Below are 19,056 nucleotides of genomic sequence, written 5' to 3' on the forward strand. Positions count from 1 at the left end.
TTCCTGATTTTGTGCAAAAGTAATAAAAAGAGTATAATGGGTGCTATTCTTTATAAAACCATTTGGTATATCTTTGGGTTAACAAAAAAGGTTTTCACGCAAAGTCGCTAAGCCGCAAAGAACATAAGATTGATGAAGAACACCGTTAAAAATAAATTGAAATATTATGATTAGAGTATGCCTAATTGAACTTACAGTTTGTGCGCAAAGAGAAAAAATCTTAGTTTTTTCTCCCTTGGCGTGCCTTGCGCCTTTGCGAGAAACCAACATGATGCAATGAAATTAATTATAAATCTAAAATATGACTAATAGCTTATTTATCGATTTACGTAGCGATACCGTTACCCGCCCAACTCCCGGAATGCTTGATGCAATGATGACCGCCAAGGTTGGCGATGATGTTTTTGGTGAAGATCCTACCGTTAATGCGCTTGAGGAAAAAGTAGCAGCAATGTTTGGTAAGCAAGCCGCACTTTACTGCCCATCGGGAACAATGACAAACCAAATTGCGATAAATGTCCATGTTAGACCCGGCGATGAGGTTATATGTGATCAAACAGCCCATATTTATAATTTTGAGGGAGGTGGCATTGCTCGCAATTCATCTGCATCTGTACGTTTACTTCAAGGCGATAGGGGCAGATATACTTCCGATGATGTTTTGGCAAATATCAATCCCGATAATATTCATAATGCTAGAACAAAACTGGTTGAAATAGAAAATACTGTTAATAAAGCGGGTGGTAGCTACTGGGATATCAAAGAGATTAGGAGGATTAGAGAGGTAGTAGACAAATTTGGGTTAAAACTTCATCTCGATGGGGCTAGACTTTTTAATGCAATTGTTGAAACGGGTGAGAAGCCAAAGGATTATGGAGATTTATTCGATTCAATTTCAATTTGCTTATCAAAAGGTTTAGGAGCACCAGTTGGTTCTGTACTTTTAGGAACCAGCGATTTTATTAAAGAGGCTCGTAGAACACGCAAAGCGTTTGGTGGAGCTATGCGTCAGGCAGGATTCATGGCTGCTGCTGGACTTTATGCTCTCAACAATAATATCAACAGGCTAAAGGAAGATCACCAACGAGCCAAAGCAATTGCTGATGTTTTAGCAAAACAATCATATGTAGAAGTGGTTTATCCTGCACAAACCAATATTCTTGTTTTCAAACTAAACCAATCCATAAAGGACAAGGATTTTATAAAGATATTGGGAGATAAAAATATTCATTGCCTCACAATGGGACCACAAACTATAAGAATGGTTACACATTTGGATTTCACCAGTGAAATGCTTGATTTGACGATTGGTGCTTTAGGGGAAATTAAAAATTAGGGTGTATTTATAAACGCTTAGTAGCAAGCGTAGAACAACGAAGACAACTTGAAACTTACAAGCCGAAAATAATTTCATAAGTGCTTATTTTGTATCTTTGTTTAATGAAAAAAACCAGAGAAAATAGGACTTGATTTTGAGGTTGACAGACTGACTAATATTGCAGCTTAAAACTCATTAATAAACATTAGTGTCCGATAAAAATAACAGCAATTTATTAAAGAAAAGAAACAACGAGGTTTTGAGATATATTGCGCCCCTACAGGGCTTATTTCTCTGCGGATATCATTTTTTCTACAAATATTATCGCGGTGCTACCGCTTTAAAAGCTGCAGAGCAGCAAAATATTTGTAGTAAATAAATTACAAATAATGGTCAAAGCTGCAGAGCAGCGTAATATTAATATACATTCTAAAACAGATGTCATTCAAAATTTCATCGGATAACAATGATTAATAAATATTTTCCAAAATGAAACGTAAATCAACAGAACTAGATGTGGATTTTATTGGTGGCCAAGATCCTATGACAAAGGAAGAAGAAAAAGCTATTAGCGAATTTATAAAAGTTCAGAAATTGCTTAGGGCTAAGAAACAGAATCGAAGTGCTAAAGCAGTTCGACAAAGTAAAAGTATTGTTTAATACCGATAATTATTCTTCCAGAGAACATAACGCCAGCCAATGACAAAGGATACATTCAAGAGAAGGTATTGGAAGATTTTGCATTCTAAATACTTTATTATTTTTTGAGTAGGAAGTGCATCTAACTCCCGCATTGTAATTGCTCTCAAACGTAATCTAAACCCCTAATCCCAAGAAATATCTAACAATACCATTAAACCAATACAACAATGAAAATTATCGACCTATCAAAATCAATTCAGTATAATCAGAATGATCCTTGGTTTATGAAAATCAAGGTAAAGCATACTTCTCATCGCAAATCGAAATTGCTGATTCGAATTTTGGGATTACCAGCTAAACTTTTTCCAAAAGGTTTTCAGGGATGGGCTATTGAAACTATCAAAATGGGGACTCACTCCTCCACGCACATCGATGCTCCTTGGCACTATTCCCCAGTTTGCAATGGTAATCCATCAAAAACTATCGATCAAATTCCTTTGGAATGGTGCTATAGCGATGGTATTGTTATAGATATGGCGCATAAACCCGATTTTGAAGCAATTACCGTAAAGGATATCGAAGAATTCCTAACCAGAGAAAAACTTGCGCTAAAGGAAGGTATGATTGTTCTGATAAAAACTGGAAGAGATAAGCTAGTTGGAACAAGAGATTACCCTAAACTGGGTACTGGTATGAGTGCTGATGCTACTAGATGGTTAATTGACCAAGGGATAAAAGTAATGGGCATCGATTCATGGGGATGGGATATACCCCTAAAATATCAAATAGAGCAAGCAAAAAAAACATCAAACCCTAATTTGTTTTGGGAGGCACACCTAGTTGGTATCGACAAAGAGTATTGCCATATGGAGCAACTTGTGAATCTTGATCAATTACCGTACACAGGGTTTAAAGTTGCCGTATTCCCCTTGAAAATTGTAGGAGCATCGGGGGCTCCTGCTAGAGTTGTGGCTATATTTGAATAGGTTTTTACAAATGAAATAGCGGAGTAAAACTATAAACCTAAGAAAATCTCCTTTGTGAATTGAAAGGCTTTTTATAATTTAGTCCTTTAAGAAGTTATATGTTCTGTTAAAATATATTTTAAAATTCTAATAATTAAAAAGTATTAGCTATGAAAAGGATAATTAAATTTTGGTGCTATCCATTATTCTTGATGGGTATTTTAACTGTTGCTACAAGCAGCTGCAAAAAAAGTGATGACGCATCCGATAGAAATTATTATAAGGGTTCAGCATCAAGGGGCGATTTGGTAACCTTTGAAATTAATAAGACCGATAAATCATATTCAATTAATAACGAAACAACAGGAAACACTGAAAGTGGAATCTATTCCATAATGGATGGTCAATTAAGCGGGGTTTACAAAGTTACCACAGGAGCCAATAATTTTTATGCCGTTGAATTGGACGATCAAGTTATTGCTGCCAACTTCCCATCGGGAAATAGCGAGAATAAGTTAACATTCGGAATATCTTCCAGTATTAACAATGTTGGAAAAGAGGCACAAATTGCTGGCGATTATATCTACATTCATTTTAGCAATACTGCCGTAAATGGTAATGTTCGAAATAAGGAGTGGGGAATTGTATCTGTTCTTCAAAGCGGAACTCTTTATATAAAACCTTATGCTACAGGAGGTACTCCGGGCATTTCAGGATTAACAACACTAGCACCCGAAAACTTTAATCTAACACTTCCTTTATCTACTGGAGATCTTCAAGGATCTTGGAGCGTAAATGGGAACGATAAGGTTAAACTTAACGTAGGAATCAATGGAACTCAATATACGGGCTTTTCTTATACATCTTCTACATCTGCAGTTTTTATGCTCGATATGGGTGTTGGTAATGGCTATATTCTTGGACTTAAAATTCCTGCTACACCTGTAAACATTAGTCAGCTAGCTGGTACGTATAAATATGTTGGTGTAGTTTCCGACGGAAAAAAACTTGCTGGAAATGCCATTATCAAAACTGATGGAACAGGCACCTGTGCAATTGAAAGCAACGGAATTCTTTCCGATAATGAATATTTTACAGGAATTACTCAATGTCCACATCTGTCAAATGTGCTATATGCTAACCATTTTGATCCCGATTTTCCTACCTACCAAGGGAAAGCATATTTTGTTTTAATGGGAGATATAATGATGTACTTTATATTTGATAATCAAGGTCTATTCAACGCCTATGGGGCTGGTGCAAAGATTACAGTGCCTTAGTTAACATGAGTTTGATATAATTTTTAACACGGAGATCTTAAGTTCTGAATCTAACAAAATGGTCGTTTTAATAAGATATAATCTTGATTTTATGATGTTTATTGATATTGAGAAACGCTGAGAACACAGAGGATTGTAGATTTTGCATAAATGCAAAATTTACAATGTAATTTCTTATTTCGAACAGACGTTAATTTAGTAAAACCTTCAAAAGATTATTAATTTCTTACCAAAGACTTTAAAAATCAATAGTACAGAGGTATAAAACTTCAATTTTCTGTGGTTTTATACCTCTCATTTATATTGAAAAACCTAGTACAAGAATGTCGTCCATTTGATCTAACTCCCCATTTGGTAGCGAAGGGTTTTTACGCCAATTCTCAATGTTGCTTTCCAGAATATCCCTTTGTTCGCAGAATGGTTTTTGGTGTATTGATAATAGTAATTCTCGAAGGTTTTTTCGCATAAATTTCCGACCATCAGGTCCACCCATCTGATCCTGATAACCATCGGAAAATAGGTAAATGCAATCGCCTTTTTTTAGCTGACGGGTTTCAGGAGTAAAATTATTCATTATTATGTGTAGCCCAACTGGCATGCGATCGGCCTTAATCTCTTCCACCTCGTTGTTTGATATCACAATCGCAGGATTGTAAGCTCCAGCAAAGGTTAACAACAGCGTATCAAGATCGATCACACAAAGAGCCATATCCATACCATCTTTGGTGGTTCCCTCGTAATTACCCTGCTTTAAGGATGTAATTACATTGCTACGCATTTGCCCCAAAATCTCATCGGGTAGATCAATCTTTTGCTCTTTAATAATCTTATTCATAAAACTGATACCCAACATGCTCATAAAAGCTCCCGGAACACCATGACCTGTACAATCTGCCGCAGTTACAATTAGTCGATTATTACTTTTACCAATCCAGTAAAAATCGCCACTTACAATATCCCGTGGTTTGTAAAGCACAAAACTATCGGACGTATTCTCGGCTAAGATTTCAATACCTGGCAAAACGGCTTGCTGTATCCTACGAGCATAGGTAATACTGGCTGTTATCTCATGTTTTTGAGCCAAAACAATTTGATGCTGACCCTCAATATGCTCCTTTTGAGCAACCACCTCGGCTGTACGTTCTTTTACAACCTGTTCAAGATGTTCTTTCTCCTTTTTGAGTTTCTGCTCGCGCCAACGAATGTAAAAAACAAGGGATGTTACAATTCCAATTATACAAAGAATATAAAACCAAAGAGTTTTCCAGAAGGGAGGCGAAATAGTTAAACTATATGCTACAGGTTTAGACCAATGTACACCATCAGAGGTGGCGCAAACATTAAAAATATAATTCCCATTATTCAAACCTGCATAGGTTACGCTACTATTACTAACAGAAGGTGACCAGTTGGTTTCGTTTGGTTCGAGTTTATAACGATACCGAACTTTTTCGGAATTCCGAAGGAAAAGACCATCAAAATCGAAGGTAATATGGTTCTGGTAGTACTTAAGTAAGAGATCTTGGGGTACGCTAAACCATTCCAAGAGTTTTTTGCCTTTTGCCTTCCAATCCACCGATTCGAATGAAAGCCGAATACCTGTAATGTGAATCACAGGGGTTTCCGTAATTGTATCTTCTAACTCTGGTTGATACTGGGTTAGTCCATTTACAGTTCCAAACCAAATTTGATTCTTAACATCTTTACAAATTGAGTTTTGAGCCGTTTCACTCAGCTTAAACCCATTAGTTTTGTCATACGAAGCAATTTTAATGAGCTTGGTTAAACTTCTATCAAAATAAATCTTATTAAAACCAAGTGTAGTTCCAGCAATTAGAATGGTATCGTTATAAAAGAGTAGCGAGTTTATGGTTTTTGCATTGAGCGAGTTACTAAGAAATGGAACAATAGTATCTTTCTTAGCATCATATCTATAAATACCATTACTTGTGCCAATATAAAGTTGGTTTAGTTTATCAACTGCCAAAGCATGTATCTGCAGATCAAATAGCCCTTCGGCTTCATTAAAGTCACGATAATTTCCAGTTATGGGATGAAATTTTGCCAATCCTCCCATGGTTCCCATCCAAATATTACCATTTAGATCGGAGATAACCGTTTGCACTTCGGGGTGAATTAAGCCATTCTCTTCATTTATTGTGTAGATTTTATTCGTTTTAATCTCGTTGTATCCAACATCGGTTCCAGCATAGATTGACCCAAACTTATTCCAATAAACACAATTAATGTTATTGTCTGCCATTCCATCGTAGGTGGTTAGATATTTGAATCTCCCATCTTGCATTATCGCTAGTCCTTCGCTTCTGGTTCCTATGATCAGATTTCCAGAATTATCAAAATCGATGGATTTTACTTCATTGCTATTAAAACCGTTATTCTTACTAAAGAATTGAGAATTAAGTCTATTGTTGAAGAATGAAACTTTTGCAAGACCTTTGCCATCCCCTCCAACCCATAATGAGCCATGAGAATCTGCTTTAATAGCAAGAACTTGCGTTCCGGGGAGTCCATCCTCTGATGTATAATGTACTAGATGAAACCCTTTGAACATGGAGAGTCCATTCATTGATCCCAACCATAGGTTACGATTCCTGTCGCGATAAATGTTAAGTATTTGATTTCCGGGCAAGCCATTCTTACTCGTAATATTTAGCATCAGCCCATTATTCCATCGATACAGCCCATTCTCCTTTGATCCAAACCAAACCTGATCAGTACCCTCGCAAAAGATATCCCAAATGCTCCGATCGGCTATACCCTCTTTAGTTCCAAAGGGAATTACATTATAGCCGCTCTTCTTTTTGACAAGTTTAAAAGCACCAGCATCAAGAGTTCCAAACCAAAGATTTCCTTTGGCATCTTTATCAATGCAGGTAATCTGATTGCTTGGTATTGCCACCGAATCCTCCAGATTGTAAACCTTAAGGTTACTTGTAACCATATTTATCCCACCAATCATGGCAATCCAAGATTTTCCATTTGAGTCATGTAGGATATCGAACACAAAATCTGATGAAAGACCCTTCTTTTTGTCAATATTTTCAATAGAAAGGCTATCATTTTTCAAGGAAATAATATTAACCCCGGCATCGTTTGTGGCAACCCAAACACGATCCTTGCTGTCGGGTACAAGTTTTATAACTGCAGAGCCAAGTAATCCGTCCTTGGCTGTAATTTTTTTCCAATTTGTACCATTGAAGATGCCTATGCCCATATCGGTTCCAACCCAGATGTTTCCATCGGGTCCTTCAACAATACTGCGAACAATATTTCCGGGTAAACCCGAACTGCGATCGAATACGGTAAATTGTGAGCCATTAAATCGAGCAACACCACTTTCAGTTCCTAACCATAAGTAGCCCCGAGCATCCTGAAAAACAGAAAAGACAGTTGATTGAGGTAGCCCATTTTCAAGGCTATAGTTAGTGAAATTATAGAGTTGACTGTAGCCTTTGAAAGTTAGAGTCAGCCCGATAATAAGTGTTGCTAGAACGAGATACCGTTTCACCATTCTTTACGGGTTTTGCTTCTTTATGAAAATAAACTGACCTCCTTCATCACCAGTGTTGACAATAGGACTAAAACCAGGAGTTTGATTTGAATTATTGATTACTGCAACTTTAAGATCGTTATAAAGTTGGCTGGCATCGAAGAACTGATTCTGATTGTTGCTCAACGATTTAAGTAGATAGTAAGTAAATACTGAGTGTCCATCCTTACCTCCATCCATCACAGGTTCAACTCCACCCGAGGTTAATGCAGTACGTGAAGGTTTTGAGTAAATCTGATTATAATACTTAAATGAGTTCTCGTAAGGAATGGTAAGCGTTTTGCCTCTAAAAATATCGCCGCTAAAACAAGCATCAGCAATTAGAAATGTGTGCTTTGATTTTATTCCACTAAGGAATGCTTGAATATCAGTATTTGAAATTAACCCTGAAACGGAGCTATTGGTAGCATCAACGGGTACCCAAAAACCTCGCTGTAGCGTTTCATTATAATCACCATGACCCGAATAGAATATCAATAGGTTATCATTCTCACGAACGTTTGCCATCAACCATTCATATTCCTTAAGGATATTGGTTCTAGTGGCTTGCTCGTTGAATAGAGTACGTATTGATTGAAACTCATAATTTTCAGTTAGCTTTTCGTTAACAGCTTTTGCATCGTTAACTGCATTTTTTAAAGGTTTCCATTCCCCAGAATAGTTATCAATTCCAATGATTAGAGCAAAGTAACGTCCAATAGAAACTTCCTGAATAGCTTTTGCCGCTTTAAGGCCTTTTAATGGGTCGTTACTACCACGCATCAAGGCAAAGTCCTGTACATTTTGCACATCACCTGTTTGAACTGGTTGATTTAATGTAACGGAAAAAGCCTTTTCTGATTGTCCCTCCAACTGAGCACCTTCAGCCTTTAGTTTTATTTCAATACTTTTTAAATCAACGCCTTTGTTGACATAGAAAACTAATTCAACATCTTTTTGAGTACCTGCTTTCAGCTGCAAATTGGTTTCACTTTCCAACAAAAGGATGTTTGCAGGTAGGGTATAGAGCAGTTTTACATTATTAGCATCTTCTGCTGATTTATTGCTTATGGTAAAATTTAATTTAACGGATTGACCTGCAGTAATCAAACCAGATGTTGATGAAAATTTTTCGTTTGTAATAGCCAGATTTGGGAGCTGAGCATTAGCCGTTGTAGATAGTTGCCAAACCTTCAAATAGTCAATTTGGGTTGATGATTTTTCGGCTACCTGAAAACCTATACCATTACCAAAAAATGGTTCAAAAGGCATTGAATAAACAAGTTGTTGATTTAAGAAAAAATAATACTTTGTTCCGATTTTACGTACTGTAAGGGTGTTATAAGTATAATTATTAATGAGTTTTGTGGCAGTAACAGGAACAAAATCAATAAAAGATTTACCAGTAAACTTATCGATGGTAAATTGACCTTGTCCATTAAAAAAGAAATCGAACTGCTTAGATTCAGCAGCCGATTTCCCCCATTGTAAACCATTAAACTTGTTCTGTATTCCTTTATCGAGGCGTATTTTTAGTTCAATTTCAAAATCTTTGCTTTGATCAATAAAAACCTCTTTGAAATCCTCCTTTGGGACATTCTCATACGATTGGAAAAAAAGAGTTCCATCTTGAAGATTCTGAAACCATACATTCTCTTTAATCCCCAAATACCAATTGTTCTTGTTATCAGTAAAGTCATCGGTAAATAGGGCCACTTTCTGATCAAGAGAATAGGCATTATAAATCTCTGGGTTAACTGCAACTTGACTTTGTGCTTTACTAAAATTAGTAAATCCCACTAAAACAGTTAAAACGATTTGGCAAAAAGTAGATGGTTTCATCTGTACAAAATTTTATAAAGAATTAATATATAATTACTTATCATTTTTCTTCGAATGATATAAATTACTTAGGCTCAGATGAACCCCAAGGGGCTCAGCGAAGCTAAATGTCCATGTTTTGGTATTTGCGCTTGGTCCCGCCTAACGCGGGATGGACATTTCATAGTTAGGATTAAAATTATTCAAAAAAGAAGACACTTTTCAGCATGGCAAATAACGCCATGTTTTTCTTAATCTCATTTATCAATTCGTACAAAATGGCGTTCAAATTGACAAAAAACGACATTCAATTCGATTAATTTTTTTGTTTTCTGAGATGATAATAATCAACAAATTTATTTTTCAATCATTTCACGCTGTGTATCAGCAATATAACAAGCAAAAAACTATTAAAACCGACAATCAAATTGAATAAAGTTTCATAGGAGGGAATAGTAAAGATGACTATTTTAGCAGCATTGGATAATTACGAGGCTGGATATAATCTTAACTTTTATGAGTTCGAATTTTCATTTTTTAACTAATTCGCTTTTAGTTGTTGTATGTTTGGTAATGGGGTCGTCTTTTCTATCGATACCTATACCAAAAAAAGAGGGTTTAAAAAGCTATCGGATATCACTTAAAGTATTGTCTGGAGCATATTTCGCAATGAGTTTATTAACAATTGCTGTTCTAGCCTTTAATCTTGCCGACAATTCTAGAGAACATTTTACATTTATTAGCATTCTTATATCTTCTTCACAGGCGCTATTATTCACTTTTACTCTGATTTCACTGATCAACCCAAATTTCGTTAAACTCAAAAATGTATTTAACCATTTAGTACCATACATTTTATTTCTTAGTCTTTACCTTATTTCGAATTCAATATACGATGATCCCAAAATTATCCTATTAAGATCTGTAACTGAAAATGTGAATAACCCAACAATATGGGTTAGAATGCTGTTCTTAGCATACCTAATTTTTCAGCTAATTTACTATACCTTTCTATTTATCAGGGAGGCAAAAAAGTACGATAATGAATTACTTAATTACTTCTCGGAGGTAGTTCAGCTAAAAATGAAATGGGTTAGAATCGCATTTTTTTCAGCACTTACTGTAGGCATTATTTCTATGGTTGTAAATTTTTTCCCTAAGCAGTATGATTGGTTAGCAACATTGCTATTTGCCATTTTTTATTTTGGATTTGCACAGGAGTACATCAAGTACAATAAGATTTTCAGCATTATTGAACCTGCAATACTAGTTGAAACAATCGAACCTACTCCAATACAGCCTCAGGTTCGTACAAAAGCTGATTGGAAATTCTACAAGCAGCAGATAGTTAGCCATCGCTACTATTGTGAAATAGGCATCAATATCGAAGAGATGGCTAGTAAGTTAAATATTGGAAGAACAACCCTTTCTACATATATTAACCGCGAAGAGGGTGTAAATTTTAATACATGGATTAATATGCTACGCATTGAGGATGCAAAACATATTCTTATTGATAATCCTGATTATTCCATTGCTATAATCTCCGAAATGGTAGGCTACACAGAGCAAGCCAATTTTAGCCGGCAGTTTAAGTTGATTACAGGAGAATCACCTTTAGTTTGGCGCAAGAAGTCAGCGGCTTCGTAAATATTTTCATTCCTCAAATAAAATCGTTTTTATCAATTCGTACACCACTTTGTATGAATTGATAAATAGTCTTGTTAATGAGAATCTATCTTTGCATGCCTTAAGTCCATCTTTTAAGAAAAACACTTAACTTATTATGATACAGTCACAAATCAACTCATCATTTACCCTTATTACTTGGGTATCAAAAGTATTTAAAGCAACTATGCTGGGGGTATTGTTTCTACTTTTTCCAATGATTAGTAATGCTCAAAATAACTGTCTTTCCTTTGATGGTACAGATGATTATGTAAATCTTGGACCACTTTCACCAACCGGTAACTTTTCAACAGGGTTTACCTTTATGGGCTGGGTGAAATGGAATGCATTTAACTTTTATGCACCGGTGTTCGTTTTTGGCGATGGTGTTAATAATAGCGACAATGCTAATCAAATTTCGATTTCAGGTTACGCTACACTCAATGGTATAAGCGTACGCTGCTCAAATACTAGTTTAATAGTTCAAGGTTGTACAGCATTAAACCAATGGGTACATATTGCTGTAACAGTTACAGAGACAGGTAGTATGACTATCTACGTAAACGGATCAAGTGTTTCATGGTATAATGTAAGCCCAATTTCCAATGTTGTTCGAACTTCTTGTACTTTAGGAACAGCAACTTATTACAATAAATTTAATGGTTGTTTAGATGAAATCAGCGTATGGTCTCGTGCACTCACCGTTACTGAGATTCAAAACAAAATGAATTCTTCATTAGCGGGCAATGAAAGTGGATTATATGCCTATTACCATTTCAATCAGGCTGCGCCGGGCGGAACCAATACAGGTTGTACAACTCTTTTGGATGCAGGGGTTAATGCAAAGAATGGTACACTTACAAATTTTGCATTAACTGGCACATCATCTAACTGGCTTTCAAGTGATATTCCAGTAACAATCGATAATAATGCTCTTGCATTTGACGGTACAAACGATTATGTAAATTTAGGAACAGTATCCCCAACTGGAAATTTCTCAGCAGGTTATACCTATATGGGTTGGGTGAAATGGGGCGCATTTAATTCTTGGTCACGACTTTTCGATTTTGGAACAGGTGCTGGCTATAACAATATCATGTTGGCAAATAATTCAACAAGTAACTCTCTTACATTATCAAATTATTTAAACACAACCCCGTATCAGCTAACCACTGGAAATATTTTAAGTCCGAATCAATGGGTTCATGTGGCGGCAACCGTTTCAAATACGGGAGCAGCAAAAATATATGTTAATGGAGTTGTAGCTGCATCCGGAAACGTTTCAGCACCAGTTAATATAGCACGAAACCTATGTTACTTAGGCAAAAGTAACTGGGTTGCTGATGCCTATTTGAATGCAAGCATGGATGAGGTAAGCTTTTGGACTAGAGCCCTTACAGCAGATGAGATTAATACTAATATGAATTCCTCTCTTACTGGTGGGGAAACAGGCCTTTATGCATATTACCGATTTAATCAGGCCTCGGCAAATGGAACAAATACGGGATTATCAACCCTGTTTGATGCAACGGCTAATGGGAAAAATGGAATACTTACAAATATGTCGTTGTCAGGTATCTCTTCAAATTGGATTTCAAGCGGAGCTCCTGCATCAACACAAAACAATGCACTCTCTTTTGATGGCACTAACGATTTTGTAGCCATACCAGCATTAGCTAGCAACCTTACACAGTTTACCATCGAAACATGGTTTAACGCAAATAACTTTATATCAACTCCTTTCAGCGGAATCTTTAATACAAATAGTTGGGTTAATGGTGATGTTCATTTCCAGTTAACTAACGCAACGATTCAACTTGCTGTTTGTGGCTCAACTGTTGCAACTGTGAACTATTCCTTTTCGCCAAACACTTGGTATCATCTGGCTGCAACATACAATTCATCGACTAAAAAAGTAAATGTTTATGTAAATGGTACTTTAGTTCAGAATGTAACCTTAGCTACCGCTTTAAATGCAAATTTCACAGCTGCAGAAATTGGTGCTTTTGGCGCATCCCGCTACTTTGCTGGGAAGTTGGACGAATATCGGATATGGAACACAGAGAGGACAGCAACCGATATCAGCACTAATATGTACAAATCTTTTAATGGAACAGAATCAGGATTAATTGCTTATTTTAATTTCAATGAAGGAAATGCTGCTGGGACAAATGCAGGTATAACATCTTTAAATAATGGAATTGGAACAAACCATGGCACCCTAACCAACTTTGCACTAAGCGGTACAACATCCAACTGGGTAACTGGTATAAAAGATAAACCTAGTAGCCACGTAACCAATTTTAGTGGTTCTGTGGTTAGTAGCAAAATGACATTAAAATGGACTGATGTCATAAATGGTAATTCTCCCGATGGTTACTATATTTTTGCTTCAAAAACGAACTCATTTACAGATCCCGTTAACGGTGTAGAACCTTCAATTGACAACGATCTTACCGATGGAGTTGGCGTTGTTAAGGTGCTTCAAGGTGTTCAAGTTTATAATGGTTGGATTAACGATGAGCTCAATACTCCCTATTATTTTAGAATTTACCCATATACAAATTCAGGTGTAAATACTTTGTATAACACCATCGCAACTGTACCTCAAGTTCAAGTGACTTCTGCAGGGCAATTTTCAATACAAGATGGAATAGCCTTCCCATCTCTTAATTATAGTGCCTTTGCTTGGGGTGATTATGACAATGATGGTAATTTAGATTTAATTATGACTGGCGACTCGTCTTCGGTTCCAATAACACGAATATTTAAAGGTAACGGACTTGGTGGCTTTGCACCTCAGTATCAAATAAAAATGCAGGGAGTAGAATACGGTTCCGTTGCGTGGGGTGATTATAACAACGATGGATATCTGGATGTTCTTTTAACAGGTTCTACAACATCTGCTTGGCCTCATACTATGTTCTCTAGGATTTATAAAAATAATAAAAACGGAACATTTACTGAGCAATCTCAAATAGATATTTTCCCAATAAATAACGGCTCAGCAATTTGGGGTGATTTTGATAACGATGGCGATTTGGATATCCTTTTAGCTGGAAGTGGTGTAGCAAAAATATATAGGAATAATGGCGATAATTCATTTACCGATTTAATTTCGTTGATTGGAGTAACTTACGGAGCCGCTACTTGGGGCGATTATGATAATGATGGCTATTTAGATGTTGTTTATTCAGGAATCGGTAGCGAAGGTAATAGAACCACAAAATTGTATAGAAACAATGGTGATAATACATTTTCGTTACAAACCAATACTGGATTACCAAATTTCTTGGGTCCTGTTGCGTTGGGTGATTATAATAACGATGGATTACTCGATTTATTTCTTGGTAATTATGATGGCAGCAAGATTTATAAAAATATGGGTAATAATTCCTTTACAGAACAAGCATCACTGGCTGCTGCTCAGGAAAATGGTTCTGCTTCGTGGATTGACTATGATAATGATGGTTTTCTTGATATTTTCGTAGCAGGTTATTCAAGTGGTTATGGCAGCGTTAGCGTAAAACTATACAGAAATACCGATGGCAATACATTTAGCGAGGTTACTCCTCAGTCCTGGCCCACCCTTATAGGTCAAACTTTTTGGGCTGATTTCGATAATGATAATAGAATAGATTTTTTACTAGGAGGATATGGAAATTCATTCACTGGTTTGTATCACAACAACATAAAAACATTCAATACAGCACCACCAACGCCAAGTAATTTGAGTGTTTCCAAGCAGGTTCGGACAGGTACATTTAAATGGGAATATCCAAAGCTAGCAGAATCAGCAAAGTTCAATTTAAGGGTAGGAACATCTTCTGGATCTTCAAATATAGTAACTGCACAGTCGTTAGCTAATGGTACTCGGTTATTATACAATAACTCAACACTTATCAGGGATACCTCATTTACTCTTAATCCATTGAAAGTAGGGAACTATTTCTGGTCTGTTCAGGCAGTTGATGCTAATGGAAAAGCAAGCTCTTTTGCTCCAGAGCAAACCTTTTCAGTTGATACCATTCAATCATCCAATTTGGTAGCCTCCAACGTGAATAGTACAACAATCAAACTAAAGTGGAAACGAGGAAATGGCGATGGGTGCATAGTTTTCTGTAAGGCAAATAAATCAACCCCATCTTACCCCGTAAATGGAGTTATTTACAAACACAGCTCCCGTTTTGGTGAAGGTAGTCGAATTGCAGGAACCGATTGGTTTTGTGTATACAACGGGCAAGCCGATTCTGTTACAGTTTCGGGCTTAAATACAGGTTTAACGTATACCGTTCATGTAATGGAGTACTCTACTCTTAGCAATAGCGATAAGTATTTCCGAAAGGTAGTAGATAATAATATTGGGTACTTTAGCCCATCTCTTTATACAGATATACAAACCCTAGCCTCTGTGGGCGTTTTATATGGTTCTGTGGAATGGGGTGATTATGATAAAGATGGCTACCTTGATATCCTAGTAACTGGCGTCCTCGTTAGTAATCAGTTTTATGCAAGGGTATACCACAATAATGGTGATAATACATTTACACCCCTTGCCACCTTTAATCTCTTACTTCCCGATAATGCAATCACTCGTTATAATGATAGGTTCCTAGGAAAATGGGCTGATTTCGATAACGATGGCTACTTAGATATAGTGATTGTTGATGCTCATAATTACGGAAATGCCAAAATATTACGTAACAATACTGACATAAGCGGTACAACATTTACTCAGCAATTTGATTTTGGAAATGATTTTAGCACTGGAACTTGCGAGGATCTAGATAATGATGGCTATTTGGATGTTGTTCTTACAGGGGCTAATGATACTAGAATCTATAAAAATAATGGAAATTTTACATTCACCCTTCAAACTACCATCCCTTTTATGACCTATAACTCGTCCCTTTCGTGTGGCGATTTTAATAACGATGGTTTATCGGATATTTTATTAACGGGATATCATAAGTTAGGTGAATATAACTTTGCTGGTGCATCTAAAATATATCAAAACAAAGGGAATTTTGAGTTTGTTGAAAAAACTGATGTTACATTGGAGGGAATATGCTATGGTGTTGGTCAATGGGTAGATTATGATAATGATGGTCTTCTCGATATTTTTCTAACTGGCAACCAGCGTTTTAGTGATCCACCATTAACATTGTTATATCACAACGATGGGAATGGAAATTTCACATCTATATCAAATACTGGTATTGGAAGTTTTATGGACTCTAATGCCGATTGGGGCGATTACAATAACGATGGTTATTTAGATCTTATCGTTGGAGGACAGAATGGTGGCTTGTACACGAAAGTTTATCGTAATAATAAAAATGGCACATTCACTGAAGATACCGATTTTTTTATTACTGGTTGTTTCTACGGTTCTGCAAAATGGTGTGATTACGATGACGATGGAGATCTTGATATTCTATTCGCAGGAAATAATAATTTAAAAATATACCAAAACACTACTACTTCAATTGCAGGGAAATATGCTATAAATAAAAAGCCCAATGCGCCTACCAATTTAGAAAATGTTGTAACACCAAATAAGGTTACACTTAGCTGGTCATCAGCACTAAATGATGAAACCCCATCAATATCTATGAGTTATAATTTACGTTATAGAATTGTTGGAGCAACAAATTGGAGCTATGCACCGAGCACCAATGGTACTGTAAGGCTATTTAGCGCGTTAGGAAATGTTCAAATGAACAAACGAATCGACTTAGCCAATCTTCCTGTGGGTCAGTACGAATGGAATGTTCAGACCATTGATCAGGGATATTTGGGTAGCGATTGGTCTGCAAATGGAAATTTTGAGGTTAGGGATCTTCAAACCTTCTTCTCGGCAGAAATCGTTTGCCAGGGGCTACCTACACAATTTACCGATCAATCCGTTTCAACCGATGGTATAGCCTCGTGGAAATGGGATTTCAAGGATGGATCAATTTCAACAGTACAAAATCCTACACACACCTTTGCTGCTGGTGGTGCTTACACTGTAAAACTTGTAATTACTAGTACTGGAGGTGCAAAGGATTCGCTCGAAAAAAGTGTTACTGTAAAACCTAAACCAATTACAGGATTTACAGCAACTACTGCATGCCAAGGAACTTCAACCACAATTACAAATACAACAGATGCTAATGGTTTAACCATTGATTCATGGAGTTGGGACTTTGGCGATGGTCAATCATCAACCATTCAGCAACCCTCACCACACGGATATCTTAATACTGGAGATTATCTGGTTAAGCTTAAAGCTATTTCAAGTAATGGTTGTACCGATTCAATATCTAAAAATGTAGCAGTGGCAAGTTATCCAATAGCAGCAATCACTGCAAATGCCCCATTATCATTCTGTAAGGGCGATAGCGTAACCCTATCTGTTCCATATAATAATAAATTTATTTACACGTGGAAGGTTGACGGAACTAATCTTACTAATTCTGATTCAAGTAAATACATAGCCAAGTTGACAGGTAATTATGTTGTGGAAGTTGTTAATTCAATTGGAAATTGTACAACTTTATCATCTCAAGTAAATATCATTGCGCAAAATGCACCTGTAGTTCCACTAATCACTGCAAATGGCTCATTACAATTCTGTCAGGATGAATCGGTTACTCTTAGCGCAACAAACGTTGATGGTTACACCTATCAATGGAATTTGAATGGTGGTGCGGTTGGAGAAAATTCGAACCAGTATATTGCAAAAGATAAAGGAAAATACTCCTTAACTGTGGCTAATTCGAACGGCTGCTCTGTGAACTCAACCAACTCCTTAGATGTAGATGTACTTCCTAAACCAACCCTTCCAATTTTGAACCTAAGCGGGCCAACTAGTTTCTGCTCAGGGGGAAGTGTTACGCTTAACGCAACATCAAATTCAGAGTACACTTATAGATGGAAGAATGAGCTCGGTGTAATTAGCGGAGCAAATACAAACTCGCTAATAGCATCAACATCAGGAAAATATCAACTTGAGATATCCAATACTCAAGGATGCTCGGTGATAACCCCAGTGGTAAATGTTACAGCTAATACATTACCCGCCAAACCTATTATTGCCGAAGCAACTAACACCACGCTGTACTGTTTAGGCACCGAAGTTGAGCTTAAGGTTACAAACTCCTCATCAACGCTAAACTATCAGTGGAAACGATCGGGCGTAATTGTAGATGGAGCAACCCAATCAAACTATAAAGGTCGTCTAGCAGCGGGCGATTACCGAGTTGAGGCAAGTCAGGGTAACTGCGCTACAGAATCCGATATTATCACTCTAACCACCAAACCTGCACCCGCTAAGCCTAATTTATATGCATGGGGTCCCAACGTTTGGATTCTTGCGTGTGATAATAATTCGGCTAAAGATTATCGCTGGTATTATAACGATCAACTCATTGTTGGTGCAAAGACTAATCAATACGTTGCCAGACAAAACTTTGGCAATTACTACGTAGAAATCAGCGATGGTGGCGAGTGCTACGCCATGAGCGATATAATAAATATCCCAACGGGCAATGTTATTAATGGAATTGACGATCTTGTTGACGATGTGGTAACCCTATTTCCAAACCCAACAGATGGGCTAATTACAGTACTATTGGGCAATACGCTCTCAGGCGATTTGAATGTTGAATTTGTGGACGATTTAGGTAAAGTTATTATCCAAAATCAATATCATAATTCAAATGGATTTTCTATTGATCTTACTGGAGCACCTAAAGGAATATACTTCTGTAAGTTACATTATAAGAACAGTTTAGTTGTAAAGAAAATTATTAAACAGTAGGCCTT

At 36.7% G+C, this 19,056-nt stretch carries 8 protein-coding genes; 6 read left to right on the forward strand and 2 right to left on the reverse strand.

The features are described from left to right. The first annotated feature begins 301 nt into the window (after nucleotides 1–301). The 4 genes from HOO91_02820 (at nucleotide 302) to HOO91_02835 (ending at nucleotide 4,205) form a co-directional block, all read left to right on the forward strand. The gene (locus HOO91_02820) at nucleotides 302–1,336 is read left to right on the forward strand and encodes a threonine aldolase (GenBank protein NOU16475.1); all 1,035 of its coding nucleotides are present in this window, start codon (nucleotides 302–304) and stop codon (nucleotides 1,334–1,336) included. Nucleotides 1,337–1,807: 471 nt separating this feature from the next. Continuing rightward, on the forward strand, nucleotides 1,808–1,978 hold the full coding sequence (locus HOO91_02825) for a hypothetical protein (protein ID NOU16476.1): 171 nt from the start codon (nucleotides 1,808–1,810) through the stop codon (nucleotides 1,976–1,978). Nucleotides 1,979–2,187: 209 nt separating this feature from the next. Beyond that, nucleotides 2,188–2,946: a cyclase family protein gene (locus HOO91_02830; GenBank protein NOU16477.1), complete on the forward strand. Its 759-nt coding sequence runs from the start codon at nucleotides 2,188–2,190 to the stop codon at nucleotides 2,944–2,946. A gap of 149 nt (nucleotides 2,947–3,095) precedes the next feature. Beyond that, nucleotides 3,096–4,205 carry a hypothetical protein gene (locus HOO91_02835; protein ID NOU16478.1) on the forward strand — a complete coding sequence of 370 codons (1,110 nt, stop codon included), beginning with the start codon at nucleotides 3,096–3,098 and terminating at the stop codon, nucleotides 4,203–4,205. Between the two features lie 298 nt (nucleotides 4,206–4,503). On the opposite strand, the gene HOO91_02840 is transcribed toward HOO91_02835, so the two are convergent. Together HOO91_02840 and HOO91_02845 are read right to left on the reverse strand one after the other, a co-directional pair. Then, nucleotides 4,504–7,737 (reverse strand): SpoIIE family protein phosphatase, encoded by a 3,234-nt coding sequence (locus HOO91_02840; GenBank protein NOU16479.1) that lies wholly within the window; start codon nucleotides 7,735–7,737, stop codon nucleotides 4,504–4,506. Nucleotides 7,738–7,740: 3 nt separating this feature from the next. Next, complete coding sequence (locus HOO91_02845) at nucleotides 7,741–9,597, reverse strand: caspase family protein (protein ID NOU16480.1); 1,857 nt, start codon at nucleotides 9,595–9,597, stop codon at nucleotides 7,741–7,743. 495 nt (nucleotides 9,598–10,092) lie between these two features. On the opposite strand from HOO91_02845, the gene HOO91_02850 reads away from it, so the two are divergent. After that, nucleotides 10,093–11,226 (forward strand): helix-turn-helix domain-containing protein, encoded by a 1,134-nt coding sequence (locus HOO91_02850; protein NOU16481.1) that lies wholly within the window; start codon nucleotides 10,093–10,095, stop codon nucleotides 11,224–11,226. Between the two features lie 136 nt (nucleotides 11,227–11,362). Next, on the forward strand, nucleotides 11,363–19,051 hold the full coding sequence (locus tag HOO91_02855; GenBank protein NOU16482.1) for a PKD domain-containing protein: 7,689 nt from the start codon (nucleotides 11,363–11,365) through the stop codon (nucleotides 19,049–19,051). The last annotated feature ends 5 nt before the right edge of the window (nucleotides 19,052–19,056 follow it).

This window comes from Bacteroidales bacterium, from assembly GCA_013141385.1.
Lineage (GTDB): Bacteria > Bacteroidota > Bacteroidia > Bacteroidales > Tenuifilaceae > UBA8529.